Source organism: Solimonas marina (genome assembly GCF_012241385.1).
In the GTDB taxonomy this organism is placed as follows: Bacteria; Pseudomonadota; Gammaproteobacteria; order Nevskiales; family Nevskiaceae; genus Solimonas; species Solimonas marina.
In genome coordinates this window covers 263,436-288,815 of sequence record NZ_JAAVXB010000005.1, presented here as the reverse complement: position 1 = coordinate 288,815, position 25,380 = coordinate 263,436, and the positions used below count along the sequence as shown (strand labels likewise).

At 64.1% G+C, this 25,380-nt stretch carries 24 protein-coding genes; 13 read left to right on the top strand and 11 right to left on the bottom strand.

Features of this window, described 5'->3' with window-relative positions:
- Positions 1-385: 385 nt before the first annotated feature.
- Positions 386-715, bottom strand: coding sequence for a hypothetical protein (locus G7Y82_RS11630; protein ID WP_168148283.1), 330 nt, complete (start codon positions 713-715; stop codon positions 386-388).
- 223 nt (positions 716-938) lie between these two features.
- Here G7Y82_RS11630 and G7Y82_RS11625 point away from each other — a divergent pair, with 223 nt between their 5' ends.
- Complete coding sequence (locus G7Y82_RS11625; RefSeq protein ID WP_168148282.1) at positions 939-1,907, top strand: integron integrase; 969 nt, start codon at positions 939-941, stop codon at positions 1,905-1,907.
- 597 nt (positions 1,908-2,504) lie between these two features.
- Here the strand turns inward: G7Y82_RS11625 and G7Y82_RS11620 are convergent.
- On the bottom strand, positions 2,505-3,443 hold the full coding sequence (locus tag G7Y82_RS11620) for an AraC family transcriptional regulator (protein WP_168148281.1): 939 nt from the start codon (positions 3,441-3,443) through the stop codon (positions 2,505-2,507).
- A gap of 105 nt (positions 3,444-3,548) precedes the next feature.
- Here G7Y82_RS11620 and G7Y82_RS11615 point away from each other — a divergent pair, with 105 nt between their 5' ends.
- Entirely contained in the window at positions 3,549-4,589 is a 1,041-nt protein-coding gene (locus tag G7Y82_RS11615) for an SDR family oxidoreductase (RefSeq protein ID WP_168148280.1), read from the top strand.
- A 17-nt stretch (positions 4,590-4,606) separates the two neighbouring features.
- On the opposite strand, the gene G7Y82_RS11610 is transcribed toward G7Y82_RS11615, so the two are convergent.
- Together G7Y82_RS11610 and G7Y82_RS11605 are read right to left on the bottom strand one after the other, a co-directional pair.
- Entirely contained in the window at positions 4,607-4,915 is a 309-nt protein-coding gene (locus G7Y82_RS11610; protein WP_168148279.1) for a hypothetical protein, read from the bottom strand.
- 313 nt (positions 4,916-5,228) lie between these two features.
- Positions 5,229-5,435, bottom strand: a complete 207-nt coding sequence (locus G7Y82_RS11605) for a hypothetical protein (protein ID WP_168148278.1) — start codon at positions 5,433-5,435, stop codon at positions 5,229-5,231.
- Positions 5,436-5,850: 415 nt separating this feature from the next.
- Between G7Y82_RS11605 and G7Y82_RS11600 the strand changes: the two genes are divergently transcribed.
- Complete coding sequence (locus G7Y82_RS11600; protein WP_168148277.1) at positions 5,851-8,292, top strand: MHYT domain-containing protein; 2,442 nt, start codon at positions 5,851-5,853, stop codon at positions 8,290-8,292.
- Positions 8,289-9,479, top strand: coding sequence for an EAL domain-containing response regulator (locus tag G7Y82_RS11595; protein ID WP_168148276.1), 1,191 nt, complete (start codon positions 8,289-8,291; stop codon positions 9,477-9,479). The genes G7Y82_RS11600 and G7Y82_RS11595 overlap by 4 nt, the downstream gene beginning before the upstream one ends.
- Before the next feature lie 22 nt (positions 9,480-9,501).
- Here G7Y82_RS11595 and G7Y82_RS11590 read toward each other — a convergent pair whose 3' ends face one another.
- The 3 genes from G7Y82_RS11590 to G7Y82_RS11580 all read right to left on the bottom strand — a co-directional run bounded on the left by G7Y82_RS11590 (position 9,502) and on the right by G7Y82_RS11580 (position 12,880).
- Complete coding sequence (locus G7Y82_RS11590; RefSeq protein WP_168148275.1) at positions 9,502-10,395, bottom strand: SDR family NAD(P)-dependent oxidoreductase; 894 nt, start codon at positions 10,393-10,395, stop codon at positions 9,502-9,504.
- 109 nt (positions 10,396-10,504) lie between these two features.
- Positions 10,505-10,933, bottom strand: coding sequence for an OsmC family protein (locus G7Y82_RS11585; protein ID WP_168148274.1), 429 nt, complete (start codon positions 10,931-10,933; stop codon positions 10,505-10,507).
- Between the two features lie 69 nt (positions 10,934-11,002).
- Positions 11,003-12,880, bottom strand: coding sequence for an ABC transporter ATP-binding protein (locus tag G7Y82_RS11580; RefSeq protein WP_206370583.1), 1,878 nt, complete (start codon positions 12,878-12,880; stop codon positions 11,003-11,005).
- 137 nt (positions 12,881-13,017) lie between these two features.
- Here G7Y82_RS11580 and mgtE point away from each other — a divergent pair, with 137 nt between their 5' ends.
- From mgtE to G7Y82_RS11555, 5 genes are all read left to right on the top strand, one after another.
- On the top strand, positions 13,018-14,475 hold the full coding sequence (gene mgtE / locus G7Y82_RS11575) for a magnesium transporter (RefSeq protein WP_168148273.1): 1,458 nt from the start codon (positions 13,018-13,020) through the stop codon (positions 14,473-14,475).
- Between the two features lie 79 nt (positions 14,476-14,554).
- Positions 14,555-15,178, top strand: coding sequence for a methylthioribulose 1-phosphate dehydratase (locus tag G7Y82_RS11570; RefSeq protein ID WP_168148272.1), 624 nt, complete (start codon positions 14,555-14,557; stop codon positions 15,176-15,178).
- Entirely contained in the window at positions 15,175-15,726 is a 552-nt protein-coding gene (locus G7Y82_RS11565; RefSeq protein ID WP_168148271.1) for a 1,2-dihydroxy-3-keto-5-methylthiopentene dioxygenase, read from the top strand. The genes G7Y82_RS11570 and G7Y82_RS11565 overlap by 4 nt, the downstream gene beginning before the upstream one ends.
- Before the next feature lie 147 nt (positions 15,727-15,873).
- Positions 15,874-16,548, top strand: coding sequence for an acireductone synthase (gene mtnC, locus G7Y82_RS11560; protein ID WP_168148270.1), 675 nt, complete (start codon positions 15,874-15,876; stop codon positions 16,546-16,548).
- 222 nt (positions 16,549-16,770) lie between these two features.
- On the top strand, positions 16,771-17,970 hold the full coding sequence (locus G7Y82_RS11555) for an acyltransferase family protein (RefSeq protein WP_168148269.1): 1,200 nt from the start codon (positions 16,771-16,773) through the stop codon (positions 17,968-17,970).
- On the opposite strand, the gene G7Y82_RS11550 is transcribed toward G7Y82_RS11555, so the two are convergent.
- Both G7Y82_RS11550 and cysQ read right to left on the bottom strand, forming a co-directional pair.
- Positions 17,852-18,334 carry a M15 family metallopeptidase gene (locus G7Y82_RS11550; protein ID WP_240954242.1) on the bottom strand — a complete coding sequence of 161 codons (483 nt, stop codon included), beginning with the start codon at positions 18,332-18,334 and terminating at the stop codon, positions 17,852-17,854. The genes G7Y82_RS11555 and G7Y82_RS11550 overlap by 119 nt on opposite strands.
- 59 nt (positions 18,335-18,393) lie before the next feature.
- On the bottom strand, positions 18,394-19,185 hold the full coding sequence (gene cysQ / locus G7Y82_RS11545) for a 3'(2'),5'-bisphosphate nucleotidase CysQ (protein WP_168148267.1): 792 nt from the start codon (positions 19,183-19,185) through the stop codon (positions 18,394-18,396).
- Between the two features lie 71 nt (positions 19,186-19,256).
- Between cysQ and G7Y82_RS11540 the strand changes: the two genes are divergently transcribed.
- Both G7Y82_RS11540 and yrfG read left to right on the top strand, forming a co-directional pair.
- Positions 19,257-19,682 carry an NUDIX hydrolase gene (locus tag G7Y82_RS11540; protein ID WP_206370581.1) on the top strand — a complete coding sequence of 142 codons (426 nt, stop codon included), beginning with the start codon at positions 19,257-19,259 and terminating at the stop codon, positions 19,680-19,682.
- Positions 19,683-19,702: 20 nt separating this feature from the next.
- Positions 19,703-20,398, top strand: coding sequence for a GMP/IMP nucleotidase (yrfG, locus tag G7Y82_RS11535; RefSeq protein ID WP_168148266.1), 696 nt, complete (start codon positions 19,703-19,705; stop codon positions 20,396-20,398).
- Between the two features lie 71 nt (positions 20,399-20,469).
- Here yrfG and pbpG read toward each other — a convergent pair whose 3' ends face one another.
- Both pbpG and G7Y82_RS11525 read right to left on the bottom strand, forming a co-directional pair.
- On the bottom strand, positions 20,470-21,810 hold the full coding sequence (pbpG, locus tag G7Y82_RS11530; RefSeq protein WP_206370580.1) for a D-alanyl-D-alanine endopeptidase: 1,341 nt from the start codon (positions 21,808-21,810) through the stop codon (positions 20,470-20,472).
- An 85-nt stretch (positions 21,811-21,895) separates the two neighbouring features.
- A complete protein-coding gene (locus tag G7Y82_RS11525) occupies positions 21,896-23,167 on the bottom strand; it encodes a DEAD/DEAH box helicase (protein WP_168148265.1) in 1,272 nt (423 codons plus the stop codon).
- A gap of 259 nt (positions 23,168-23,426) precedes the next feature.
- Here G7Y82_RS11525 and trxA point away from each other — a divergent pair, with 259 nt between their 5' ends.
- Positions 23,427-23,768 (top strand): thioredoxin TrxA, encoded by a 342-nt coding sequence (gene trxA, locus G7Y82_RS11520; RefSeq protein ID WP_168148264.1) that lies wholly within the window; start codon positions 23,427-23,429, stop codon positions 23,766-23,768.
- A gap of 305 nt (positions 23,769-24,073) precedes the next feature.
- Positions 24,074-25,309, top strand: a complete 1,236-nt coding sequence (rho, locus tag G7Y82_RS11515) for a transcription termination factor Rho (RefSeq protein ID WP_240954252.1) — start codon at positions 24,074-24,076, stop codon at positions 25,307-25,309.
- Positions 25,310-25,380: the final 71 nt, after the last annotated feature.

Here is a 25,380-nt window from a genome sequence, read left to right as displayed (position 1 = left end):
TGTACGACTGCAACCACCTTCAAACGCCGCGATCAGCGTTTCACTTCACCTGCGGGCTTGCGGGAGGAGTCCATGTAGAATTGTTAGGCTCCAGACGAGGCCTCTCGCAGGCAAGTATCCCAAAGTGCGAAGCCATCTGTCTCCGGCGACCGCAGGGAGAGCAACGGACTCGGGTCAATGCACCAACGGCGGAAGACGACCAACAGCTGCCGGACGGTGCCAGCACTTACAGGGTGGGCGAGCTCCAAATCTAAAGTGGAGAGCCTGCCGCGAATATCCTTGTACTCAGGTAGCGAGTAGAGCCACCCAAAAAAATGATCCTCATCCTCAGAGGCAAAGAATGTTGGACCGTGAAAAGAAATGATCATGGGGCCTAACGCCCAAATTAAGCTGCGGACCCGCCGGAGGCGGGGCCGTCGGCTTGAATGCCTTGTTGGACGGCACTTGTATGGGCAAGCAGCCGTTTGCGCCTGAACTCTTTAACCTCTTCCTTCAGCCCCATGACCTCCGCCGCCTTTTTCAGAAGATGCCAATACTCCGCGTTGACTTGATGGTGCTCACCTTCAGCGCCGAGTGTTTCTAGCGCGAGCCCGAGTTCATTGTGGCTTAGGAACTCCATGCACTCGGTGAATGCTTCTGAGTCTTTGACCTGCAACGCGGCTTCGGAAAGAAGCTTCTCCGATATTGCCCACTGTTTGATGAGGCGCTCATTCATGCTGTGCCGTCCAACAGCTAATAGACGGACCCCAGGGTCCGTATATACATCAGCGTTAGCGCCGCGCCAGATACCGATAACCCTAAGATTTGCATCGATTACCTCCGCGCGAGGCCGCATATTCGCGGCGTGCATTGACCGCCTCATGATGCCGTAATCTGTTCGCTTTTGTCCCACACAGGAGCGACCGTTATGGGGTCTAGTTCACACTTCACGTCCACGATTGCTTGAAGTCGTCTCGGCCACTTGCCGCCGACGCCATCTCAGCCCACGCACAGAGGACGCCTACCGGTATTGGATTCGACATTTCGTTCGATTTCACGGAAGGCGGCATCCGCGAGAGCTTGACGAACTGAATGTCCGCGAATTCCTAAACCATCTGGCCGTCGACCGCCGAGTCTCGGCCTCTACGCAGAGTCAGGCGCTGAATGCGATTGTCTTCCTGTATCGCGATGTTCTCGAAACCCCCCTACAGGACATCGACGGTCTGCAGCGGGTCCAGCGCCGCAAGCTGGTTCCCGTTGTCCTGTCTCAGGATGAGGTACAGAAAGTGCTACAAGCCATGTCCGGCACGGCGCGAATCGGTGCCGCGCTGATCTATGGCGCGGGCCTCCGAATCTCCGAGTGCGTGACGCTTCGAGTAAAGGATTTCGACTTTGCAGCACGGACTGTCACGGTACGCGACGGCAAGGGCGGAAAGGATCGCACGACGATATTGCCCGCATCGCTGATGCGAGACCTTCAGGCCCATCTACTGTGCGTCGCGAAGCAGCATCGAGACGATCTACGCTCAGGTCGCGGCTGGGCACCTTTGCCCGCCGCCCTGAGCCGAAAGTATCCATCGGCGGGCCGATCATTGGCCTGGCAGTTCGTTTTCCCTTCGCGCGTGGCTCGGCAGTGTGGTGCAACTCGGCGCTGGCTCCGCTGGCACGCCGCAGAATCCTCTATTCAGAAACCCTTCAAGCGGGCAATTGAGCACGCCGGCATCCACAAACATGCGAGCATCCACACGCTGCGCCACTCGTTCGCAACGCATCTGCTCTGGCAGGGAACCGATATTCGGACCATCCAACTCCTGCTCGGTCATCGCAGCCTGCAGACGACCATGATCTACACCCATGTGCTTCAGGCCACCAAGGGGACTACAAGCCCGCTTGATCATGTCGTGATAGACCAGGGTCAAAGCCCGTAGCTCTGTGGGCTTTCGGCGGCAGTCGACGTGCCAGGCAGGGAGCAGATTCCGGCAGGCCGAGTGACTATGGGAATAGCTGGATCACGGCAAAAATTCAAAGACTTAAGGGATTTCTCGCTGTGCTCTGCCTCACTATCTACATGTCAGCCTCACTGGATTAATTGCCCTGAACGCCAACCAAGCGGTCTTCCGCCAGATATGAGTGGCACCGTATCTCGCACTTGCGCAAAGTCGGCTGACGCGAGGCATGGCGGCTGACCGTTCGTCGGAAAGAAAGAGCAAGTTACCTCTACCATGAGCCACCAGAGGCGCGGAGAAAGAGTTGTCCAGAGGCGTCCAGAAGATGGGCGGGTAACTTTTCGGGCAACAAAATTTATTGAAATTATAATTTTTGTTTAAAATCAACTGATTATTAAATGAATTCGCCTGCGTCCCCGCCACCATTTTTACAACAGGTCCGTGCGAAGCTGTCCAGATAACCGCGCCTCAGCGCGGTTTTTTGTTGGCCGCCATTTTTGCTCATCGCTCGCTGCCTGCATCCAGGGCGATGACACTGTAGCGATGCATGGTCGAAGCCAGCTGACGTGACGCGGACGATCAGCGCCGGGCATCGCCACCAGCGGCGCGCGCCGCGTGGCGATACGCCTTGGGTGAGTGACCGGTCATCCGTTTGAAGGCATGGCTGAACGCACTCTCAGACGCATATCCCAATGTCTCGGCTATCTGCGCCACGGCGCTGTTCTCGTCCCGCAGCGCGCGCTCGGCAAGCCGCGTGCGCCACTGTGCGAGATAGGCCAGCGGCGCCACGCCAGCGCTCGTCCTGAAATGAAGCGCGAAGGTCGTCCGCGACATCGCGCAGGCCTGTGCCAGCTCATCAAGACGCCAGGATCGCGCAGGGTCGCCGTGCATCAGGCGCAGCGCGGGCGCAACGCGCGGATCGCTCAAGGCGCGCAACCACCCAGCATTTACAGGTCCCGACAACTGCAGATGGGCACGCAGGATCTGGATGAAGAGCAGCTGCGATAGCTGCGCCGAGGCGAGTGGCGCGCCCGGCAGTTCCCCTGCCCGTTCTTTCACCAACTGATCGAGCAGCCAGCGAAACGTCGTTGCCTGCGGCGATACCGCCGGCACATGAATCCACGGCGGCAACACGTCGGCCAGCAGACGGCCGCTGGCCGGATCCAGAAGCACATGGCCGCCGATGTGGGCGAAGTCACGACCATCGCCCAGAACAACGCTGGAGCGGCCCGATCCTGAAAACACGCTCATGGCGTCCATCGGCGTGACATCCGGATGGCTGGCGAGCACCGATTGGCGCTTGGCGGTGAGCAGTCCCACGTCGCCCGTGTCGAACCGCACCGGCTTCCCCTCACCCTCGATGCTGACCCAGCAGGAGCCTTTCACGACAGCAAAGAACTTGATCTTGTCTGGTGCCGGGAACCGCAGAGCCCAGGCCCCACCGGCACAGAAGCCCCCCGTCACCAGCGATTCGGCATTTGTGAATTTGAGGATGTCGGAAAAAGGGTCTGCGCTCACATTCGTACTCTCACGCAACTATTTCGCACTATAGAGCATTAACAATACGGAATCGGGTCCTTAGGCTGTCTGCCCGACTCAGATCGAGTCATTGCAGACACCAACATGAACGAACACGACATCGAGGTCCTCGTCACCGGAGGCACTGGCTTTATCGCTCAATATTGCATCCTGGCGTTGCTCAATCGCGGCTATCGCGTGCGCACCACCGTCCGCTCGCTGGCCCGCGAAGCGGAGGTGCGAGAGCACCTCCGGGCCGGCGGCACTGACCCCGGCGATCGCCTGTCTTTCTTTGCTGCCGATCTGAATGCCGACGCTGGCTGGGCACAGGCCATGGCCGGATGCGTCTATGTGATGCATGGCGCCTCGCCGACGCCAACCGGGCAGCACTCCAGTGAGGAGGCGTGGGTCAGGCCCGCGGTGGAAGGTAATTTGCGCGTGCTGCGCGCCGCACGCGATGCCGGGGTCCGACGTGTGGTGTTGACCTCGGCCTTCGGCGCCATCTGCGCAGGGCACCAACGGATGTCCCGCCCCTTCACGGAGGCCGACTGGAGCGACCTGAACGGCAAGCAGATCTGGCCCTACCAAAAGTCCAAGACCTTGTCTGAGCGGGCGGCCTGGGATTTCATCGCGCGTGAGGGTCAGGGCCTCGAGTGTTCCGCGATCAACCCGGTCGCAGTGCTCGGCCCTGCTCTGGGCGCCGATTATTCGCATTCCATTCGGCTGATCAAGAACCTGCTCGACGGCCAACCCGGAAGCCCCAAAATCAACTCGGGCTTTGTCGACGTGCGGGACGTAGCCGACCTGCATATGCGGGCGATGACCGATCCAGCGGCCAGCGGGGAGCGCTTCCTGGCCATCGCCGGTGACAGCATGTGGCTGGCCGACGTCGCCAAGGTGCTGAAGAACCGGATGGGAGACGCGGGGGCGCGGGTCTCAACGCGCGTGCTGCCGGACTGGCTGGTCCGTCTGGGCGCGCTGAAGGATCCCGCATTGAGAGGTGCGGTGCCGCTGCTGGGGCTGAATCTGAATGCAACGAGCGAAAAAGCCAGACGGCTGCTGGGCTGGTCGCCACGACCGAGAGAAGAGGCCATCGTCGCCACGGCCGAAAGCCTGATTCGTCTCGGCCTGCTGGATCACTCGTAGACCGGGAAGAACGCGCCTCAGTGAGCGGCCTCGGCCGCGAACTCTGCGGCCCATTTGCTCAGGATACGCCGACGTTCCTCGGCGAACGATTCGGCCGCCGCATGTCGGGCAATACGGCCGGCGCGCCATTGATCACGGAGCTCGACGCGACGCGCCCAGAGTTGCTCGATATCACGCCCCTTGGGCGTACCCTGAAAGTGTTGGCGGGCGCGCCCCCATTGGACGATCAGTTCCGCTGTGTCGTTACCGACGGCGTCCGGGTCGTCGGCATCGGCAAAGGGCATCAAGACGGTGGCAATGAGAACCGGGGAAAGATAGCTCGACATGGTAGGGACTCCGCACATCCTGCGGAGCCATTGTCCGCCGACGACGTTGCGGCGTGCGTGATGCAGTTCACAGACGCCGCGCGGCATCGATGCAAATCTAGGCCCGCTTTCTCCTCCGGAAAGCATGGGCTCGCAAGGCCCCCGCCCGGCACCTTCCCGCTGGGTGGCGATGCGACCGCTAGGCCGGCGCACTTGACCCGAAACCTGCCCCCGGCGTGACGCTGGGGGCCTTTTTCTCGGCAGGCGCTGCTGTTTTGCCCGGACGCCGGGCGCACCCGTGCGGGCTCCCGTACGAGCGGCGCCAGCAGCTGCATCAAGGGTCGCGCTTCAAGCCAGAGAGATAGTCGATCTGCACCGCCAGCCCATGCAGCAGTTTCGACGCCAGCGCCTCGTCGAGCATGCACCCGATCGTCTCACCGGTATCCGCCTGCACGCTCAGTAGCACGTGCCCCCAGGCACTGGCCGTTTCGACGCTGCTGGCACGGATCAGTCGGGTTTCCTCAAGCTCGGGCTCATCCATGGCGCGCTTTATATGGGGGACCGGCCAAGGGTAGCCGCAGCGACCGAGGGCTTTCCGTGATCTAGATCACTTTATGGCGACGCCGCGGCCTTGTAGCCGACGCACATCGGCTCACAATGCGAGGCGGGAGCACAGGGACGCGCCCCATTCACTATTGACCCAAGATCCCCCGGCCTGGTGCCGGGGGTCTTTTTTGGGCCTTGTTCATGTGCCGGTCCCGCCGCCGAACGCGACCGTCCGGCGGCCGGCGTCGGCATTGCGCGCGTGATGCCCTACAGTGCGGCCTGATAGCCGGATCGCGGCCTCCATGGCTGATACGGATCGGTGCCCCCGCGGTGCTGACCGACACCGAGAAGCGTGAGAGAACGCGAGGCCGCATGACCATCTTTTGGATTTGGACGGAGGCAGGAGCTCGATGACGGCGAGCTACCAGCCAGCACTCGTACTGCTGTCGTATCTGGTTGCGGTTCTGGCGTCGTTCGCGGCGCTGGAGATGGCCGGCCGCGTGTCATCGACGACCGATCGCCGGACCATGAATCTGTGGCTCACCGGTGGCGCCTTCGCGATGGGCATCGGCATCTGGTCGATGCATTTTCTCGGCATGCTGGCCTTCCATCTGCCGATTGCCGTTGCCTACGATCCGCTGCGAACCGCCATCTCGGCGCTGTTCGCGATCGCCGCGTCGGCCATCGCACTAAGCGTGCTGCGCCTCGGGCACCTGCCATCGCGCAGTCTGCTCGGTGCCGGCACGGCGATGGGCCTGGGCATTGCCGGTATGCACTACACCGGCATGAGCGCGATGGAGGTCACGCCCGGCCCACGCTATGACCCGTTGATCGTCGCCATCTCGATCGTCATCGCCATCGGCGCTTCGATCGCCGCGCTGTGGCTGGCATCGAAACTGCGCCGCGAAACCCTCGTCACCGCCTTCGGCCGCAAGGCCGGCAGCGCACTGGTCATGGCCTTGGCGATCGCCGGCATGCACTACACCGGGATGGCGGCCGCGCGTTTTGCGCCGGACACGTTCTGCTACGGCGATGCGTCTGCGTACAGCAATGAGCTGATCGCCAGCGCGGTTGTCATCACGGTGCTGCTGACGCTGACCGCGACGCTACTGGTCGCCGTGTTCGACGCACGGCTCGCCGAACGCACGGCCGCATTGGCGCAGTCCATCGATATCAATACCGGGCTGGAAGCCCGCGTCGAAGCGCGCACGCAGGAGCTGCAGGCATCGAAGCGCGCCCTGCAATCGATGGTCGACGACGCAAACGAGGCGCGCGCACGGACCGAAGCGGCCTACGCGGAGCTGCAGCAATCGGCGGCGCAACGAACGCGGCTCGAAGACCGGGTCCGCGAACAGGCCTCCTTGCTCGACAAGGCGCACGATGCCATCGTCGTCCGCGACATGGACGGGCATATCCTGTATTGGAATCGCGGAGCAGAATTGACCTACGGTTGGAGCGCCGATGAGGTCGTCGGCCGCAACATCGATACGCTGCTTCACGAACCCTCACAGGCGCGCGACGCACAGCACGCAGCGCTGTTCGAACACGGCGAGGTCGGGGGCCGCACCACCTTGCGCCGCAAGGACGGCAGCACGCTGATCGTCGAAGGGCATTCGACGTTGGTCCGCGACGATGAGGGCCAACCCAAGTCGGTGCTGTCGATCAACACCGACATCACCCGCCGCATCGCCGCCGAGGAGCAGCTGCAACAGGCGCAGCGCCTGGAAACAGTTGGCCAGCTGACCGGCGGCGTCGCCCACGACTTCAACAATTTGCTGACCGTCATTCTCGGCAATGCGGAGCTGCTGGTGGAAGCACTCGCGGCCGAGCCCGAACTACAGCACCTCGCGCAGACCACCTGCAGCGCCGCGCAGCGCGGCGCCGACCTTACGCACCGGCTGCTCGCCTTCGCCCGCCGTCAGACGCTGGAGCCGACAGCGGTCGATGTCTGCACGCTGCTGGTCGACAGCATCAAGCCGCTGCTCGGCCGGACGATCGGCGACCGGATCCGCTTCGATTGCGACTTCGCGACCCAAGTCCGCCCGGCACTGGTCGATCCGTCGCAGCTCGAAAACGCGATCATGAACCTCTGTCTCAACGCGCGTGACGCACTGCGCAAGCGCCCCGGCGCACGCATCGTCGTTCACGTCGACGAAGCGCACATCGGCGTGCACGATGCGCGCGCGCTGGCCACCGGCAACTATGTGCGGATCACGGTGTCTGACAACGGTTGCGGCATACCGCGCGAGAATGTCGCACGCGTGTTCGAACCGTTCTTCACGACCAAGGACTTCGGCAAAGGCACCGGGCTCGGGCTGTCGACCGTCTACGGCTTCGTCAAACAGTCGCATGGCCACATCGAGCTGCACTCGGAGCCGGATCAGGGGACGTCGGTGACGATGCTGCTGCCAGCCGTCGATCGCACGCCGGCCTCCCGCGCGGGCGACGCCGATGCCGCGCTCGAGCCGCACGGCTCGGAGACCGTATTGCTGGTCGAGGACGAGGATCTGCTGCGCAACTTTGCAAAGAACCAGCTCGGCGAACTCGGCTATCACGTCATCGCCGTCGACAGCGGCGAAGCGGCCTTGCAGGTCATGCGCCGCGAGCGCTCGGTGGACTTGCTGTTCACCGACATCGTGATGCCCGGCGGCCTCAACGGCGTCGACGTGGTGCGCGCCGCACGGCATCTCGATCCGCGACTGCGCGTGCTCTACACCTCTGGTTACGCCGACAACGCCATGCTCGGCACGACCGAATTCGACGCCTCGGCGCCGATCCTGCACAAGCCGTATCGACGCGCCGAACTCGCACGCAAGATTCGCTCGGCGCTCGACGCGCGAGGCTCGGCATGAGCATGCTCGATCCCGGTCGGCGCCTGCTGGTGCTCGACGACGAAGTCGCGGTCGGCCAGATCGTCGCAATGGCGGCGCGCGGCGCCGGTTTCGAGGCGCGCGCCACAACCTCTGCGACCGAATTCTTCGACATGCTGGCGGAGTGGCAGCCGACGCATCTGGCCATCGACCTGATGATGCCGGACATGGACGGCATCGAAGTGCTGCGCCGCCTTGGTGAAGATCATTGCCAGGCGCGGACCATCGTCATGAGCGGCGTCGGCGGCCAGATCCTGGGTGCCGCCAGGCGGCTGGCCAGCGAACATGGCCTGGATATCGCGGGCGTACTGACCAAACCGTTTTCGCCGCGCGACTTGCGCACGCTGCTGAGCAGCACCGGCCCGGCGCCGGGCGCGGACCGCGATGCCGGCAACCCCGACTTCGTCGTCACCGAAGCCGAGCTGCGCCGCGCACTCGACGAACGCGAGCTGCAGGTCTATTACCAGCCGCGAGTCGAATGCCTGAGCGGTCGGCTGGTCGGCTTCGAAGCGCTACTGCGCTGGCCGCATCCGGGCGCGGGCATGATCATGCCCGATCGATTCATCGATCTCGCCGAGCGCTGCGGCATCATCGCCGAGCTGACCGACTACGTCGTCGAGCAGGCCTTCACCTGGCTGGCGCACTCGCACCCGGGCGGAAGCTGGGCGCTGTCGGTCAACCTGTCGCCGCGCATGCTGGCCGACCTCGGCGTCGCCGATCACCTGCTGGAAATCGGCCGCAGGCTCGACATCGACCCACAACGCATCGTCTTCGAAGTCACCGAATCGGTGGCCATGGAGCGACCGACCGTGACGCTCGATGTGCTGACGCGCCTGCGCATCAACGGCTTTCAGTTGGCCATCGACGACTTCGGCAGCGGCTACTCCTCGATGCTGCAGCTGGTACGCCTGCCGTTCTCGGAACTGAAAGTCGACAAGTCATTCGCACTGCGCGCGTCACAGTCGACCGAGTCGCGCGCGGTGATCAAGGCCGCTGTTGATCTGGGCCACAGCCTCGGGCTGACGGTGACGGCCGAAGGCGTCGACGATCAGGCGACACTGAGTTTTCTGTGCAGCGTCGGCTGCGACGTCGCCCAGGGCTTTTTGTTCTCTCGCGCGCTGCCGGCCGAGCTGGCCGACGCCTGGCTGGAGCAGCGGCGTCTGGCCTGAGCAGCAGCGGCGTGCGTCGCGCTCAGGCCAGTGTCCGGCCGATCTTTTCGAGTTCGATCGCGGCCTGCTGCATGCCGCTCTCCGGCACGATGTCGCCAGCCCGATCGCTGGCCTCGACGAAGCGCGCCGCCAGCTCGTCGACACTGTCGGCGACGATGCCGCGCGTCATCGTGATATGCGCGGTCTCGAATGCGCCGGCACCGGCGCAGAGAATGGTGCGATTCGGCGCTTCGTCGGCGACCAGAAACAGCAGGCCCTGACTGACCAGTTCCGGACGCAGGCGTTGCAGCATCTCCGGCGTCAGAATGTCCTCGGTCATGCGTGTTGCCGCCGTCGGCGCCAGCGCATTGACGCGCACGTTGTACTTCGCGCCTTCCAGGCCCAGCGTCTGCATGAAACCGACCAGTGCCAGCTTCGCGGCACCGTAATTGGACTGTCCGAAGTTGCCGTACAGGCCGGTCGACGAGGTGGTCATGACGATGCGGCCATAGCTCTGATGACGCATCAATTCCCAGACCGCCTTGGTGCAGTTGACGGCGCCCATCAGATGCACGTCGACAACGAAGCGGAAATCGTCGAGCGCCATCTTCGCGAACGTGCGGTCGCGCAGCACGCCGGCGTTGTTGACGAGGATGTCGACGCGTCCCCACTGATCGACGGCCTGCTGAACCATGGCCTCAACGGCAGCCGGATCGGTGACCGACGCGCCGTTGGCGATCGCCTCACCGCCGGCCTTGCGGATGTCATCGACCACGGCTTCGGCCGCCGCCGACGAGCCGCCGGTACCGTCGCGGGCGCCGCCCAGATCATTGACGACCACCTTGGCGCCCTTCGCCGCCAGCGCCAGTGCATGCTGGCGGCCGAGGCCATTGCCCGCGCCGGTCACGATCGCAACGCGGTCCTTGAACGAAATCATGCAGCGCTCTCCTCAACAGTTTCGGGTCGACTGGCGGCGATTATCGCCGCCGCATCGAGGATCAGCGTACTGCGGAAAGACGAATCGCCGTGGCGCAGCGCCACTGGGATCAAGTCAGCGTCGCTTCCAGCGTGATCTCGGCACGCAAGACCTTGGACACCGGGCAGCCGGCCTTGGCCGCGGCGGCGATCTGTTGAAATTTCGTATCGTCGATGCCTGGAATCGTGGCCGTCAAAACCAGCTTGATTGCCGGAATCGAGAAGCCGTCGTCGCCCTTTTCCAGCGCGACCGTGGCTTTGGTTTCCATCTTCTCGGCGGTAAATCCGGCTTCGCCCAGCGCCAGCGACAGGGCCATCGTGAAGCAGCCCGCGTGCGCGGCGGCGATCAGCTCTTCGGGGTTGGTTCCGGGCTTGTCCTCGAAGCGCATTGCAAAACCGTAGGGCTGCTCCTTGAGTGCGCCGCTTTGCGTGGAGATCGCGCCGTGGCCGTCTTTGAGGCCGCCGCTCCAGACCGCGGAACCGTGACGATGGATTTTCATGAGGTCGCTCCTTCATCGGTGTTCGGGCTGACCAGCGTGCCATAGCCACGGCAACTGCGGCTGAACGCGCTACTGGTAGCCGCGCGCCTGCAGCGAAAACAGGTGCGCGTAAATCCCGTTGTGCTGCATCAGCGCGTCGTGGTTGCCACGCTCCACGATGCGTCCCTGGTCGACGACGATGATCTGATCGGCCATGCGCACCGTCGAAAAACGATGCGAGATCACGATCGCGATGCGGCTGCGCATCAAGGTGCGGAAGTGCGCGAAGATTTCCGCTTCGGCGCCGGCGTCCATCGCCGCCGTAGGCTCATCAAGCACGAGGATGTCGGCCTGATTGCGCATGAATGCGCGAGACAGCGCGATCTTCTGCCACTGCCCGCCGGACAGCTCGCGCCCTTCGCGGAACCACTTGCCGAGTTGCGTGTGATAGCCCTTCGGCAAGCTTTCGACAAACGGCGCCGCCATGCCCTGCGTGGCCGCCTCGCGCCAGCGCGCATCGTCGTCGAAGTCGCGCACGTCGCCGGCTCCGATGTTTTCGCCGACCATGAACTGATAACGCGCGAAGTCCTGGAAGATCACCCCGATACGCGCACGCAACGCGGCTTCGTCCCAGCCCTGCAGGTCGAGACCGTCGAGCAGGATGCGTCCACGCGTCGGCGCGTAAAGTCGCGTCAGCAGTTTGATCAACGTGGTCTTGCCGGCACCGTTCTCGCCAACCAGCGCCAGCGACTCGCCGGGGCGGATGTGCAGGTCGATGTCGTGCAGTGCCGGCGCCTCTGCGCCCGGATACGTAAACGAGACGTGTTCGAAGCGGATGCCGTCGTCCGGCTTCGGGCCGCGCAGCTGCGTGCCCGGCGGCGGTGCGACTGGCGCCTCCAGGTATTCGTAGAGCGTCGACAGGTAGAGGTTGTCCTCATACATGCCGCTGACCGCGGTGAGGATGCTGGTCACCGCCCCCTGGCCGTTGCGGAACAAGGCCAGATACATCGTCATCTGGCCAAGCGTGATGCGCGCCAGCACGGTCGAGATCGCCACCCATGCGTAGGCCCCGTAGTACGCGGCAACGCCGATCAGGCCCAGCGCGAAACCCCAGCCATCGCGACGCACCGCCAGCGCGCGCTCCTGGCCGTAGAGGTCGGCGTGAATCTTCTGGTAACGACCGAGCAACAACGGCCCGAGGCCAAACAGCTTGACCTCCTTGGCGTGGTCCTCACGGGCGATCACGGTCTCCAGGTAGGCCTGCATGCGGGTCGCCGGCGAGCGCCAGCGGAACAACTGGAATGCCTGCCCGGAATAGCGCGCTTCGGCGATGAACGACGGCACGCCGGCCAGCAGCAGGATGGTCACGGCCCACGGCGAGAATTGAATCAGCAGCGCGCCGTAGCTGATCAGCGAGATCGCATTCTGCGTCAGGCTCGCGGTCTTCATGATCAACGACAGCGGCCGCACCGAGGCTTCGCGGCGCGCACGAGTCAGCTGGTCGTAGAACTCCGAGTCTTCGAAATGCGTCAACTCCAGCGTCAGCGCTTTTTCGAGAATCATCACGTTGACACGCTGCCCGAGCTGGATGCGCAGCAGCGCCTGACACAGCGAGGTCATGCGCGTCGCGCCGCCGGCGGCGGCCACCAGCAGGCCTTCGAACGCCACCCATTCAAGCACCGGCCGATACAGCGCCAGCCCGCCGGCATGGCCGGTCTGACGCGCGACATCGATCGCCGCGACCACCGCATCGACGATGCGCGCACCGACATAGGCAATGGCCGCCGGCAGCACACCGGAGACAACGGTCAGCAGGACCAGACCGATCAGCAGCGCCGGGCTCGTCGCCCAGACCAGTGCCAGCGCACGGCCGGTGTAGCGAAACATGCGGATGCCGGCCTCGCCCGGCGGCGGCGGGCGGGGTTCCGGCGGTGCGCGTCTGGACGTGCGGCGTGGCTTGTCGCTCATGGCGGCGATGGCGGCGGCCCTCCCGATCAAAAATCGATGACGAATGCCGGCGAATGATGATCGCGCGGCGAATGGCGGGGCGTAAGATACGCGCCACGGCACTTGTGCGCCCACCACCGACGCGTCATTCCCGGCCGATGAACAGCCCCACCGACATGACCTCGCATCACCGCCATCTCGAGCACGCGCGCGAGCAGGTCGTCGAGCTGTTGTCGCGCCAGGCGCTGGAACTGGAGCTGTTGGCGCGTTCGTCGGACAACCGCAATCAGGATGTCGTCGCCCAGCTCACGGCACGTCAGCATCAGGCGGCGCTGGCGCAGCGTCTGCACCGCTTCCACCCGGCCGACATTGCGTTCGCCCTCGAAAGCCTGGCGCCGGACGCGCGCGAAATGGCCTGGGATCTGGTTCGCCCCGAACGGCGCGGTGCGGTCCTGCTGGAGCTGTCCGACAGTCTGCGACGCTCGCTGGTCGGCAGCATGGAACCCAGCGAGATTTCGGCGGTGGTCCGCACCCTGGACTCCGACGACATCGCCGATCTGGTCAGCAGCCTGCCGGACGATTTGCGCCAGGCGGTGCTCGAACACGTCGACCGTGCCGATCAGGCCGAAGTGCGCGCCGTGCTCAGTTTCCCGGAGGACAGCGTAGGCGCGATGATGGACCTCGACTACGTGTCGGTCCGCGAGGACGCCACGCTCGAAGCCGTACACCGTCTGCTGCGGCGCAAGAAGCCCTTGCCGGCGCACACCAACGAACTGATCGTCGTCGATCGCAACAACACACTGCGCGGCGTGCTGCCGCTCGACAAGCTGCTGTTCGAGGAGCCGGAGCTTGAAGTCAGCGCCGTGATGCTGACGCAGCCCACCTATTTCTTCACTGACGATCGGGATCGCGATGCGGTCGACGCGTTCGAGAAATACGATCTGATCTCGGCGCCGGTACTGAACCTGCATCGACAGGTGGTCGGCCGCATCACGGTCGACACCGTCATCGACGAAATCAACGAACGCGCCCAGGCCGAGAGCCTGCGTCAGGTCGGTCTGTCCGAGGAAGACGAGGACTTGTTCGCGCCGCCGGTGCAAAGCGCGCGCAAACGCTGGCCGTGGGTCGCCCTGAACCTGCTGACAGCTTTTATTTCGTCACGCGTGATCGACGCCTTCGAGCCGGTCATTGCGCAGCTGGTGGCGCTGGCGACGCTGATGCCGATCGTCGCCAGCATCGGCGGCAATACCGGCAATCAGACCATGGCCCTCGTCATCCGCGGCCTGGCGTTGAACCAGCTCGGCCCCAAACAGCTGCGCACCATGCTGCTGCGCGAGCTGGCGATCGCCGGCATCAACGGTGCGGTCTGGGGTGCGGCGCTCGGCGCCGTGACCTTCGCGCTCTATCAGGATTGGAAGCTGGCCTGCGTGATCGGCGGCGCGATGCTGCTCGAACTGCTGCTGGCGGCCACCGCCGGCCTGCTGATTCCGGTGGTCCTGCAGCGTTTCGGCCGCGACCCGATCATGGGTTCCAGCGTCATGCTGACGGCGACCACCGATTCCATGGGCTTCTTCATCTTCCTTGGACTGGCGGCGCTGGTCCTGGTGCACCACTGACAGCACCTCGGTCAATCGGGCCTTCCTTTATGGGGTCTTTATTGGCAGCGTCATCGGACTGCCCTAAAGTGCGCGGCCCATGGAAAATCCCGCCCAGATCGCCGAGCTGTCCCACACGCTGATCGCCGCCGGTCGGCTGTTTCACCAGCGCGGCTGGGTGCCGGCAACCGGCGGCAATTTCTCGGCGCGACTCGACACCGAGCGCATGCTGATCACCGCCAGCGGCTGCCACAAGGGCGAGCTGCTCGACGCGGACTTCCTGATCGCCGACCTCGACGGCCAGCCGATCAACAGCGCGCGCAAGGCCTCATATGAGACCCTGCTGCATTGCCAGGTCTATCGCCACGATCCAGCAGTGGGTTCGGTGCTGCATACGCATTCGATTGCCAACACGCTGTTGTCGCGGCGCTTCGAGCGCATTCACCTCGCCGGCTACGAACTGCTGAAGCTGCTGCCGGGCATCAGCACGCACGATGCGGCCGTCGACGTGCCGGTGTTCGAGAACGATCAGGACATCGCGCGCTTGTCGGCAGCCGTCGACGCCCATATGAAAAAGGTGCCGCAGACGCCGGCCTACGTCATCGCCGGGCACGGCCTTTATGCCTGGGGCGCCACCGTTGCGCAGGCGCGCTGGCGCGTCGAGGCGCTGGAATTCATGTTCGAATGCGAGTTGCAGGCCTCGCGACTGGAGGAACCGAAATGACCACGCTCACCGTCTATTCCGATCAGGATCCGAGCCGCGTGCTCGGCGAGTACACGGACGTCGCAGCGATACGCGAGCAGCTTGCTGCGATCGGCGTTGAATTCGAGCGCTGGGAAGCGTCAAAGCCGCTGTCGGCGACCGCCGACCCGGATGAGGTGATCGCCGCCTATCGCGCCGAGATCGACAAGCTCAACGCCAAATACGGCTTTGTCAGCGTCGACGTCGTCAGCATGCACCCGGAACACCCCCAGGCCGACGCCGCGCGCGGCAAGTTCCTGTCCGAGCACACGCATGACGACTTCGAGACGCGCTTCTTCGTCGACGGCGAAGGCGCCTTCTATATCCGCGCCAGCGGCAAGGTCTACCTGACCGTCTGCACCAAGGGCGATCTGATCAACCTGCCGGCCAACATCACGCACTGGTTCGACATGGGGCCGAAGCCGAACTTCAAGGCGATCCGCTTCTTCCGCATCGCCGAAGGCTGGGTCGGCCATTTCACCGGCGACACCATCGCCGACCGCTTCCCGAAATTCGAGATCGCGGCATAGCACCGACATGATCAAGGCCATCATCACCGACATCGAAGGGCGTCGCGGCGATCAGCGGACTGCCTTGAATGGCAGTCCGTGCCGCGACGCGGACCGACAAGGACGTCGGGCCCGGGCCCAGGCGCCATGGACGGCTCAGGAGACACTGTGATCAAGGCCATCATCACCGACATCGAAGGCACCACCTCCTCGATCGACTTCGTCCACGACACGCTGTTCCCGTACGCAAAGCAGCACATGCGCCGCTTCCTGCGCGAGCAGGCCGGCGATGACGCCGTGCAGCACGCGCTCGACGATGTCGAGGCCGTGGTCGGTCAGGACCTGTCGATCGACGAGGCGGCCGACATCCTCGAACAGTGGATAGACGAGGACCGCAAGGTCACCCCGTTGAAGACGCTGCAGGGCATGATCTGGAAGATCGGCTACGCCAATGGCGAGCTGCAGGGCCACGTCTACGACGATACGCCGGTCGCCCTGCGCCGCTGGCATGCGGCAGGCTACCGGCTTTACGTCTATTCGTCGGGCTCGGTCGAAGCGCAGAAGCTGATTTTTGGTCACACCGCGCATGGCGACCTGACGCCGCTGTTCTCCGGCTACTTCGATACGCGTATCGGGCCGAAGCGCGAGACGGCTTCTTACCAGGCGATCCTGCGTGAGATCGGCCAACCGGCCGATGCTGTACTGTTCCTGTCCGACGTCGGCGCCGAACTGGACGCCGCGCATGGCGCCGGGCTGCGCACGATCCAGTTATTGCGCGACGACAAGGCCGTGCCGTCCGACGCACACGCACAGGCGCAGGACTTCAACGAAATCCTGCCCTGAGCATCCTGCAGATTGCAGGCTTGCCGGCCAAGCCGGCTTCAGCGCTCTAGGTTTGAGTTGCGCTGCGGACGAATCCGCATTGCGCAAGACATCTCGCATTCCGCCATTTCAGGCCCGATTCATCGCGTCTGCGTCTTCAATGCACGGGCACGGACATCCGCGTGCGCCACGAAGTGCGGCGATTTGATGATTCCCAAGCTTGAAATGCAGGCGAGCGTGAGCATGCCGACGATGTTGCGCGGCTCCGCACAAACGCGTGACCGCAGCACCGCCACGACACGACCGCAAGGCCGCATCGACGGCCTCGACGGCCTGCGCGCGATTTCGATCCTGATCGTGCTGATCGGTCACGGCGCACATACGGTCGGCGTGCCGGTGTTCATGCAGACATTCAGCGAAATGGGCATCGTCGGCGTCGAGCTGTTCTTCACGATCAGCGGCTTCATCATCACTCACCTGTTGCTGCGTGAACGTGCGCGCGACGGCAATATCGATCTGCGAAAATTCTGGTGGCGGCGGGCACTGCGCATCGTGCCGCCGTTCGCCGCCGCGGCGCTGGGCATCGCGATCGCCGCCGCGGCCGGCATTATCCAATGGCACTGGACTTCGTTCATTGGCGCCGTGACGCTGACCAAGGACACCACGCTGCTGCCCGGTGACTGGTTCTTCGGCCACATCTGGAGTCTGTCGCTCGAAGAACAGTTCTATCTGCTGTGGCCGCTGGTCTTCGCGTTCGCGCTGAATACGCAGCGCACGATGTGGCTACTGCTCGCACTGGTGATCGGCAATGCGCTGATCACACCGCTGGTCTGGCATGTCGCGCGGCCTTTCGAGAACACCCTGCCGTATATCCCGCATCTGGCCGCCGGTTGCCTGCTGGCGATGGCGCTGCATGCGCCGCAGCCGCCGCGCTGGTTGCAGGCCTGGCGCGCGCTGCCCATGCGCGGCGTGCTGATTACAACGCTGGCGGCGCTGGCACTGATCGTCTCATGGCTGCGCGGGCGCGATCAGATGGACTTCACCTGGGTGCCGCTCTATGCCGTGCTGGTGCCGATCACGGCGATGCTGATCGTCGCCGAAATCGCGCTGCCGGAGGGCTCGCTGCGAACGGTGCTGGCGACACCGGCGCTGCGCTGGTTCGGCCGCATTTCATACAGTCTCTATCTATGGCAGCAGCTGTTCTTCGGGCCGGCGGATGCCTATCCGCACCCGTGGCTGTGGGCGACCTGGCCTTACAACATCGTCGCGGCGGTCGCCTGCGGCGCGCTCGGCTACTACCTGATCGAGAAACCGGCGGCGCGCCTCAAGCAGCATTTCGAACGCCACGATGCCAGCACCAGTGCCAGGGTTCGTACCAATACCCTTCCGCGTTGCCGCGCGGATACGACAAGTAAAACCCGAAACTTTGGGCCGCTTCGCTGAGCCACGCGAATGCCGCGGTGGTTTCGAACCCCTCGTCGAGCGCGGCGACACCCGGCGTTCCGACATCGACTGCACGACCGGTGTGATGCTCGGAAAACCCCGGCGCTGCGTTGATCTTCAACGCGTCATCGATCGTCATGCCACGCTGCAGCTTGTTGCGGATCAGCATCGCTTGAAATTCGACGCCGCGAAACGCTGAGATCAGCAGCAACTCGACGCCATCTATGGCGGCTGCCTCACGCATCGCCAACCATGCCGTGGCCGCAGCAGGTACCAGCATCTTGTCGCGGCCGTCGGTGCCGATCCCGACGGGTTGCAAGCGCTTCGCTTCGGCGTGCGGCTTGAGCCGGCGCGCACGCAGCATTGCCGGATCAATGCCGAGTTCGGCGTGCAGACTGGCAACCCGCGGCGGCAACGCAGCCATCAGCTCAAGCGCGCCGGCCAGTCATAGTCGACGTCACCGAAAACCAGAAAGGTCGGATTGAGCAGCGAGTCTTTCTGGTTGTAGCGCAGCGGCGTGAGCTCCGGCGTGCGCAACACACGGCCACCGGCCTGCTCGACCACGCACTGCCCGGCCGCCGTATCCCATTCCGACGTCGGCCCGGTGCGCGGATACAGATCCGCCGTGCCTTCGGCGATCCAGCAGAATTTGAGCGACGAGCCGCGGCTGATCGCGTCATGTGGCGGCGCCTTGGCGAGAAAGCTTTCGAGCGCTGCATCGCGATGCGATTTGCTGACGACGAACACCGGCGTCTGCGGCACGCGCCGCGTGCGAATCTTCTCGGCCGCACCATTGCGCCAACGCAGCGCACCATGATCCGTGGACGCCGCGTACGTCAGTTGCAGCGCCGGCGCATGTACGACGGCAAGCTGGCCGACGCCGTTTTCGATCAATGCGATGTTGACGGTGAAGTCGTCGTTGCGGCGCACGAATTCCTTGGTGCCGTCGAGCGGGTCGACCAACCAGTAGCGTGACCACTGCCGGCGCGTCGCATATGGGATATCCGCGGCTTCCTCGGACAGCACCGGAATATCGGGCGTCAGTGCGTGCAGCGCCGAGAGGATATGCCGGTGCGCCGCCAGATCGGCTTCGGTCAGTGGCGATGCATCATCCTTGCGCTGCACCGCGAAGTCGCTGCGGTAGACCTCGAGGATTTTCTCGCCGGCCGCCAGCGCCGTCTGGCGCACGGCATCGAACAGATCGGGGGACGTCATCGGCTTATCATAGCGCTCAGCCTGACGGAGAAGACGACGTGGCGCGCTCGAGCCTGATCCCGGAAGCGCACTTGCTGCTGTTCCGCAACGACGAAGTGCTGCTGCTGTTACGCCAGAACACCGGTTATGAGGACGGCCGGTACAGCGTCGTCGCCGGCCACGTCGAGCCCGGCGAAACCGCACTGGATGGCATGCGGCGCGAGGCCGAAGAAGAGGCCGGCTTGATCCTGACTCGCGAGCAACTGCGTCTGTGTCACGTCATTCACCGGCGAACGGATGCCGAGCGCATTTCGCTATTCTTCACGGCGGACGACTGGCGCGGCGAGCCACGCAACAACGAGCCGCAGAAGTGTGGTGATCTGTCGTGGTTTCCCCTCGACGCCTTGCCGCACAACATGATCCCCTACGTCCGCCAGGCCATACAGGAAACCTTGCGCGGCACTGTCTACTCGGAGCACGGCTGGACGGAATCGTCCGTCAGCGCTGCCCTTTCATAACCGCGAATCACCGTTACGCCATGCCCGCACTCGCCAACGCGCACATCGTCGATTGGACGCGAATCGATCACGTCCTGCTCGACATGGACGGCACCATCCTCGACCTCGCCTTCGACAACTACTTCTGGAAAACGCTGGTCCCCGAGCGCTATGCACGGCTGCATCAGCTGACCCTGGACCAGGCCCACGCCCGTCTCGAGCCGGAGTTCACATCCACGCAGCACACGCTGCCGTGGTACTGCACCGACCACTGGAGCCGGGTGACCGGCCTCAATATGGCGGCGCTCAAACGGGAAATTCGTGAACGCATCACGCCGATTCCGGGCGTCGAGGAATTCCTCAAGGTCGTGCGCGACAGCGGTCGGCCGCTATGGGTCGTCACCAACGCACACCGCGACAGCTGGGAGCTGAAGCTCGAGCACACCGGATTTCGCCGCTACTTCGACGAGGTGTATTGCTCGCACGACTTTGGCTACCCGAAAGAAGACTCACGTTTCTGGGATGCGCTGCACACTGCGCATCCGTTTGCCCGCGAGCGCGCCCTGTTCATCGACGACAGCATGCCGGTGCTGTCGTCCGCGCAGGCGTGGGGGGTCGGCCAGGTCATCGGCATTCGCAAACCGGACAGCAGCCTGCCGGAACGGCCGATTCCGGCAATGCGCTCGGTTGGCACGTTGACCGAATTGGCTGCGACCATCGCTGCGCCGCGCAAATGAGCCCAAGCCGGTAACACAACAAAAAAAGGGCGCCGCGGCGCCCTTTCCTTTTCAACTGCAAAACGGATCGTTCAGGAGGCGCTGGCGCTGTGTCCGCGCGCGCTCGACGCGATATGCGCCTTGCCGGAATTGATCCAGCGCCGCACGCGCTGCGCGTCCGCAAAGCGCGTCAGCTTGCCGTCCGAGTCGAGCAGCACCATGATCAGCGGCCGGCCCTTGACGGTGGCCTGCATGACCAGACAGTGGCCGGCTTCGTTGGTGAAACCGGTCTTCTGCAGTCCGATGTGCCAATCGTTGCGTGCGCGGACCAGGCGGTTGCTGCTGACGTAGTGCAATGAGCGCCGACCCGGATGGACCGTATGCTGAACATTGGTCGAAAAGTCGCGAATCAGCGGCACTTGATAGGCCGCCTTGACCAGTTTGACCAGGTCCTCCGCATTCGAAACGTTCTGGCTCGAAAGCCCGTTGGCGTCGTGGTAGTGCGTATGGGTCATCCCCAGCGACTTGGCCTTGGCATTCATCGCCGAGACGAACGCCTGGAAGCCGCCGGGATAATGACGCCCAAGCGCCGACGCCGCGCGATTCTCCGACGACATCAACGCCAGCAGCAGCAACTCGCGGCGGGTGAACGTCATGCCCGGCTGCAGCCGTGAATAGCTGTGTTTGATGCGATCGATGTCGGCACTGGTGATTTCCAGCTTCTCGTCCATCGGCTGATGCGCCTCGCTGATGACCAGCGCCGTCATCAGCTTGGTCAGCGACGCGATGGGCTGCACGCGATCCGCGTTCTGTGCGGCCAGCACGTCGCCAGACTTCTGGTCGACGACCAGCACCACGCTCGACTTCAGCTTCAGGCCCTTGGGCAGGTGGATCGGCGCTGCCGGCTTGTCGTCGATCTGCTTGGCGATTGCACTGACGACGTCTTCGTCCGGCGATTCGTCACCATCATCGCCACCATCGTCTGCGTCGCCGATCGCGGCCGCTTCGCTGGCCGCTACCTGTGCCGACGGCTGAGCCGACACGAGCGGCTGCGCCAGCGCAGCGCGCGCCGCCGAGCTGTCGTGCGTCATGGCCAGCAACGTCGAGGGCTGGGCGGCCGCCTTGCCGTTGAGGACGGCGTTGACCGGAATCGTGAGCTGATCGGCGTCGTCGCCGGACGGCGTCACCGCCGTCGCTGCTGCGCCCTCCGGCTGCGCAGATGCGGCCGAGGCGATCTGACCGCCAGCCGCTTCGACAACGGCTTCGGTCTGGCCGACGGCAGGGTCGGCCGCGGCGCTGGCACCGTCATGCAACAGCCAGGCCGAACCAAACGCGGAAATGGCAATGGCGCCCAGCACGAGCTGCAGCGCACGACGCGGCGGGCGCGACCTGCCGTAGTCCACATAGTCGATGCCGGTGCGTATCCGGTTCACGCCGTCGCCCACCTTAAAAACATTCCGCAAGGTACCGTAAAATATATCAATATTAACGCAACACGCAACGCTGAAATCGCGTTTTTCAGCGCCGTCGCGGCGGTGGTCGGCGACCACCGCCGCCGCCACCGCGACGGCCGCCGCCCTGATGCCGGCGCGGCTCCATCTTCGGAATCACAACGTCGCTAGCAATCAGCGCGTGACCATCGGGCATCAGCGGCAGCCGGTCGCCGATGTATTTCTCGATATCCGGCAGCGAATACACCCAGGTTTCGCAGCACAGCGACACCGCGTCGCCGGTCGCGCCCGCGCGCGCCGTACGACCGATGCGGTGCACATAGTCCTCGGCGTCCTGCGGCAGATCATAGTTCACGACCAGATCGACACCGGGAATGTGCAAACCGCGTGCCGCCACGTCGGTCGCCACCAGTACCGGCAGCTTGCCTTCCTTGAAATCCTCGAGCAGACGCAGGCGCGTGCCCTGCGACACGTCGCCGGACAGCACGCGGGCGTCGAAGCCATTGGCCTTGAGACCGCGCTCGACGAACTCGGCGCCGCGCTTGGTGTTGAGGAAGACCAGGGAACGGAACGCATTGCGATCGCGCAGCAGGCCGACCAGGAACGGCAGCTTCTCGTCGTTGGCGACGTGCACCAGTTCCTGGCGCACGCGCTCGGCCGTGACCTGTTCCGGCTCGATCTCGATCTTTTGCGGATCGTTCATGTGCTCGAACGCCAGTTCCAGTACACGGTGCGACAGCGTTGCCGAGAACAGGTAGTTCTTGCGCTGCGCGGCCGGCGGCATCTTGCGGATCAGATAGCGGATGTCGGCGATGAAGCCGAGGTCGAACATGCGGTCGGCCTCGTCGAGCACCAGCACCTCGGCCTGCTTGAGGTGATAGGTGCCCTGCTTGAAGTAGTCGATCAACCGGCCCGGCGTGCCGATCAGGATATCGACGCCGTTCTCGATGCTCTGCCGCTGCAGCTCGTAGCCGGCGCCGCCATAACAAACCGTCATGCGCAGGCCGGTCTGGCTGCCGAGCCCCATGGCGTCGTTGTGGATCTGCACCGCCAGCTCGCGGGTCGGCGCCAGAATCAGCGCGCGCGGCTGCTTGGGATCGTCGCCTTCGGCGCGCGGGTGCGTCAGCAGATGATTCATCGTCGCCAGCAGAAATGCGGCGGACTTGCCGGTGCCGGTCTGCGCCTGACCGGCCAGGTCTTCGCCGGCCAGCGCCTTGGGCAGCGCCTGCGCCTGGATCGGCGTGCAGTGGGTGTAGCCGAGCTGCGTCAGGCTGGCCTGCAGGCTCGGATGCAGAGGAAGGTCGGCGAATCGGACTGAAGAGAGATGGTCGGGTTGCATTCAGGTTGTTACCGCTGGCCCGCGAGCCGGCTCTTGCAAGGCGCGGAGGTTTCAGATCAAATAGCGTTCGTCAATGGCCTAGCAGCGATTCACACCGCTTGCGTCATCGGGCCCACGCTATTTCCCCGTCGTAATAAAGATTCATCATACCGGTCCGACGTGCTTTTTGCGCGGGGCCGGGCTTAGAGAACGCAGCCCACTTCCGAACCGTGTGCGGGCATTTCGTCCTGCCCATCCCATTCCACGAGGCCCTTAGCCCATGAGTGAACACATTTCGGCCGTCACCGACGCCAGTTTCGATGCGGACGTGAAGTCCGCCAGCGCGAGCATGCCCGTGCTCGTCGATTTCTGGGCCGAATGGTGCGGTCCCTGCCGCATGATCGCCCCGATCCTTGAACAGGTTGCCGCCGAGAACGCCGGCAAGCTGAAGGTCGTCAAGCTGAACGTCGACGAGAACCCGCAGACGCCGGCGGCGCTCGGCATTCGCGGCATCCCGACCCTGATCCTGTTCAAGGACGGCCAGCCGGCCGCGACCCAGGTCGGCGCCGTACACAAGGCGCAGCTCGCTGCGTTCGTCAATCCGCATCTGACTGTTGCTTGAACTTGAACAAGCCTCCCATGAAGCATCGTCGCCGGTTCCAGCGCAATCGCGGTGGCAACCAGGGCAACGGCAATAGCAATGGCAATCAGGGTTTCCCTGAAGACATCCAGCCCGAAGACGTCGAAGGTGGCGACGAAGCACTAGAGCTGTCGCTCAGTGCCGAGGCGCATGCCGGCCAGCCGCGCATGCCGATGCCGCAGATGTCCGACGACGAATCCGGCGAAGGCGCCGCCAACGGCGCCAACGGTGCGCCGCAGGTTCCGCCGGAACCGCCGAAAATCATTCGCGTGCAGGATCTGAAGCGAATGACGGCGTCCGAGCTGCTCGAACTGGCCGAGTCGCAGGGTCTCGACAACATCGCGCGCATCAAGAAGCAGGACCTCGTGTTCCAGCTGCTGCGCGCGGCAGCCCGTCGCGGCGAGCACATCCATACCGAAGGTGTGCTCGAAATCATGCAGGATGGCTACGGCTTCCTGCGCGGCCCGGACAGCTCCTACCTGGCCGGCCCGGACGACGTCTACATCTCGCCCAGCCAGATTCGCCGCTTCAGCCTGCGCACCGGCGACACGATTGCCGGCCGCGTGCGCTCGCCGAAGGACAACGAGCGTTATTTCGCGCTGCTCAAGGTCGACACGATCAACTTCGAGCCGCCGGAAGTCTCCAAGCGCAAGGTCAGCTTCGAGAACCTGACGCCGCTGTTCGCCGACAAGCAGTACAAGATGGAGCGCGGCAACGGTTCGACCGAAGACATCACGGCGCGCATCATCGATCTGATCGCACCGTTCGGTAAGGGCCAGCGCGGCCTGATCGTGTCGCCGCCCAAGGCCGGCAAGACGATCATGATGCAGAACATCGCGCAGTCGATCGCGGCGAACTATCCCGACGTCTACCTGATCGTGCTGCTGATCGATGAGCGCCCGGAAGAAGTCACCGACATGCAGCGCACGGTGCGCGGCGAAGTCGTGGCGTCGACCTTCGACGAGCCGGCCGCCCGTCACGTGCAGGTCGCCGAAATGGTGATCGAGAAGGCCAAGCGACTCGTCGAGCACAAGCGCGATGTGGTCATCCTGCTCGACTCGATCACGCGCCTGGCGCGCGCCTACAACACCGTGGCGCCGTCGTCGGGCAAGGTGCTGACCGGCGGTGTCGACGCCAATGCGCTGCAGAAGCCGAAGCGCTTCTTCGGTGCGGCGCGCAATATCGAGGAAGGCGGCTCGCTGACCATTCTGGCTTCGGCGCTGGTCGACACCGGCTCGAAGATGGACGAGGTGATCTACGAGGAATTCAAGGGCACCGGCAACATGGAACTCCATCTGGAGCGCCGCATTGCCGAGAAGCGCGTATTCCCGGCGATCAACATCAACCGCTCCGGCACCCGCAAGGAAGAGCTGATGATGGATCCGACCGATCTGAACAAGGTCTGGATCCTGCGCAAGCTGCTGCACGACATGGACGAAATCGCGGCGATGGAACTGCTGATCGATCGCATGCGCCAGTCCAAGACCAATGCGGCGTTCTTCGATTCGATGAAGCGCAATTAGGTCATCGCGGTATCTGCGGATGGGGCTCGCTGCGGCGGCCCAAGCCCGCATCATGAAGCGGGCGGTGGCGA

What these genes read in the sequence shown, in the direction of transcription:
- G7Y82_RS11630 (WP_168148283.1), bottom strand. Translation starts at nt 715, where the DNA reads ATGAATGAGCGCCTCATCAAACAGTGGGCAATATCGGAGAAGCTTCTT.
- G7Y82_RS11615 (WP_168148280.1), top strand. Translation starts at nt 3,549, where the DNA reads ATGAACGAACACGACATCGAGGTCCTCGTCACCGGAGGCACTGGCTTT.
- G7Y82_RS11610 (WP_168148279.1), bottom strand. Translation starts at nt 4,915, where the DNA reads ATGTCGAGCTATCTTTCCCCGGTTCTCATTGCCACCGTCTTGATGCCC.
- G7Y82_RS11605 (WP_168148278.1), bottom strand. Translation starts at nt 5,435, where the DNA reads ATGGATGAGCCCGAGCTTGAGGAAACCCGACTGATCCGTGCCAGCAGC.
- G7Y82_RS11600 (WP_168148277.1), top strand. Translation starts at nt 5,851, where the DNA reads ATGACGGCGAGCTACCAGCCAGCACTCGTACTGCTGTCGTATCTGGTT.
- G7Y82_RS11595 (WP_168148276.1), top strand. Translation starts at nt 8,289, where the DNA reads ATGAGCATGCTCGATCCCGGTCGGCGCCTGCTGGTGCTCGACGACGAA.
- G7Y82_RS11590 (WP_168148275.1), bottom strand. Translation starts at nt 10,395, where the DNA reads ATGATTTCGTTCAAGGACCGCGTTGCGATCGTGACCGGCGCGGGCAAT.
- G7Y82_RS11585 (WP_168148274.1), bottom strand. Translation starts at nt 10,933, where the DNA reads ATGAAAATCCATCGTCACGGTTCCGCGGTCTGGAGCGGCGGCCTCAAA.
- G7Y82_RS11580 (WP_206370583.1), bottom strand. Translation starts at nt 12,880, where the DNA reads ATGAGCGACAAGCCACGCCGCACGTCCAGACGCGCACCGCCGGAACCC.
- mgtE (WP_168148273.1), top strand. Translation starts at nt 13,018, where the DNA reads ATGAACAGCCCCACCGACATGACCTCGCATCACCGCCATCTCGAGCAC.
- G7Y82_RS11570 (WP_168148272.1), top strand. Translation starts at nt 14,555, where the DNA reads ATGGAAAATCCCGCCCAGATCGCCGAGCTGTCCCACACGCTGATCGCC.
- G7Y82_RS11565 (WP_168148271.1), top strand. Translation starts at nt 15,175, where the DNA reads ATGACCACGCTCACCGTCTATTCCGATCAGGATCCGAGCCGCGTGCTC.
- G7Y82_RS11555 (WP_168148269.1), top strand. Translation starts at nt 16,771, where the DNA reads ATGCCGACGATGTTGCGCGGCTCCGCACAAACGCGTGACCGCAGCACC.
- G7Y82_RS11550 (WP_240954242.1), bottom strand. Translation starts at nt 18,334, where the DNA reads ATGCTGCGTGCGCGCCGGCTCAAGCCGCACGCCGAAGCGAAGCGCTTG.
- cysQ (WP_168148267.1), bottom strand. Translation starts at nt 19,185, where the DNA reads ATGACGTCCCCCGATCTGTTCGATGCCGTGCGCCAGACGGCGCTGGCG.
- yrfG (WP_168148266.1), top strand. Translation starts at nt 19,703, where the DNA reads ATGCCCGCACTCGCCAACGCGCACATCGTCGATTGGACGCGAATCGAT.
- G7Y82_RS11525 (WP_168148265.1), bottom strand. Translation starts at nt 23,167, where the DNA reads ATGCAACCCGACCATCTCTCTTCAGTCCGATTCGCCGACCTTCCTCTG.
- trxA (WP_168148264.1), top strand. Translation starts at nt 23,427, where the DNA reads ATGAGTGAACACATTTCGGCCGTCACCGACGCCAGTTTCGATGCGGAC.
- rho (WP_240954252.1), top strand. Translation starts at nt 24,074, where the DNA reads ATGACGGCGTCCGAGCTGCTCGAACTGGCCGAGTCGCAGGGTCTCGAC.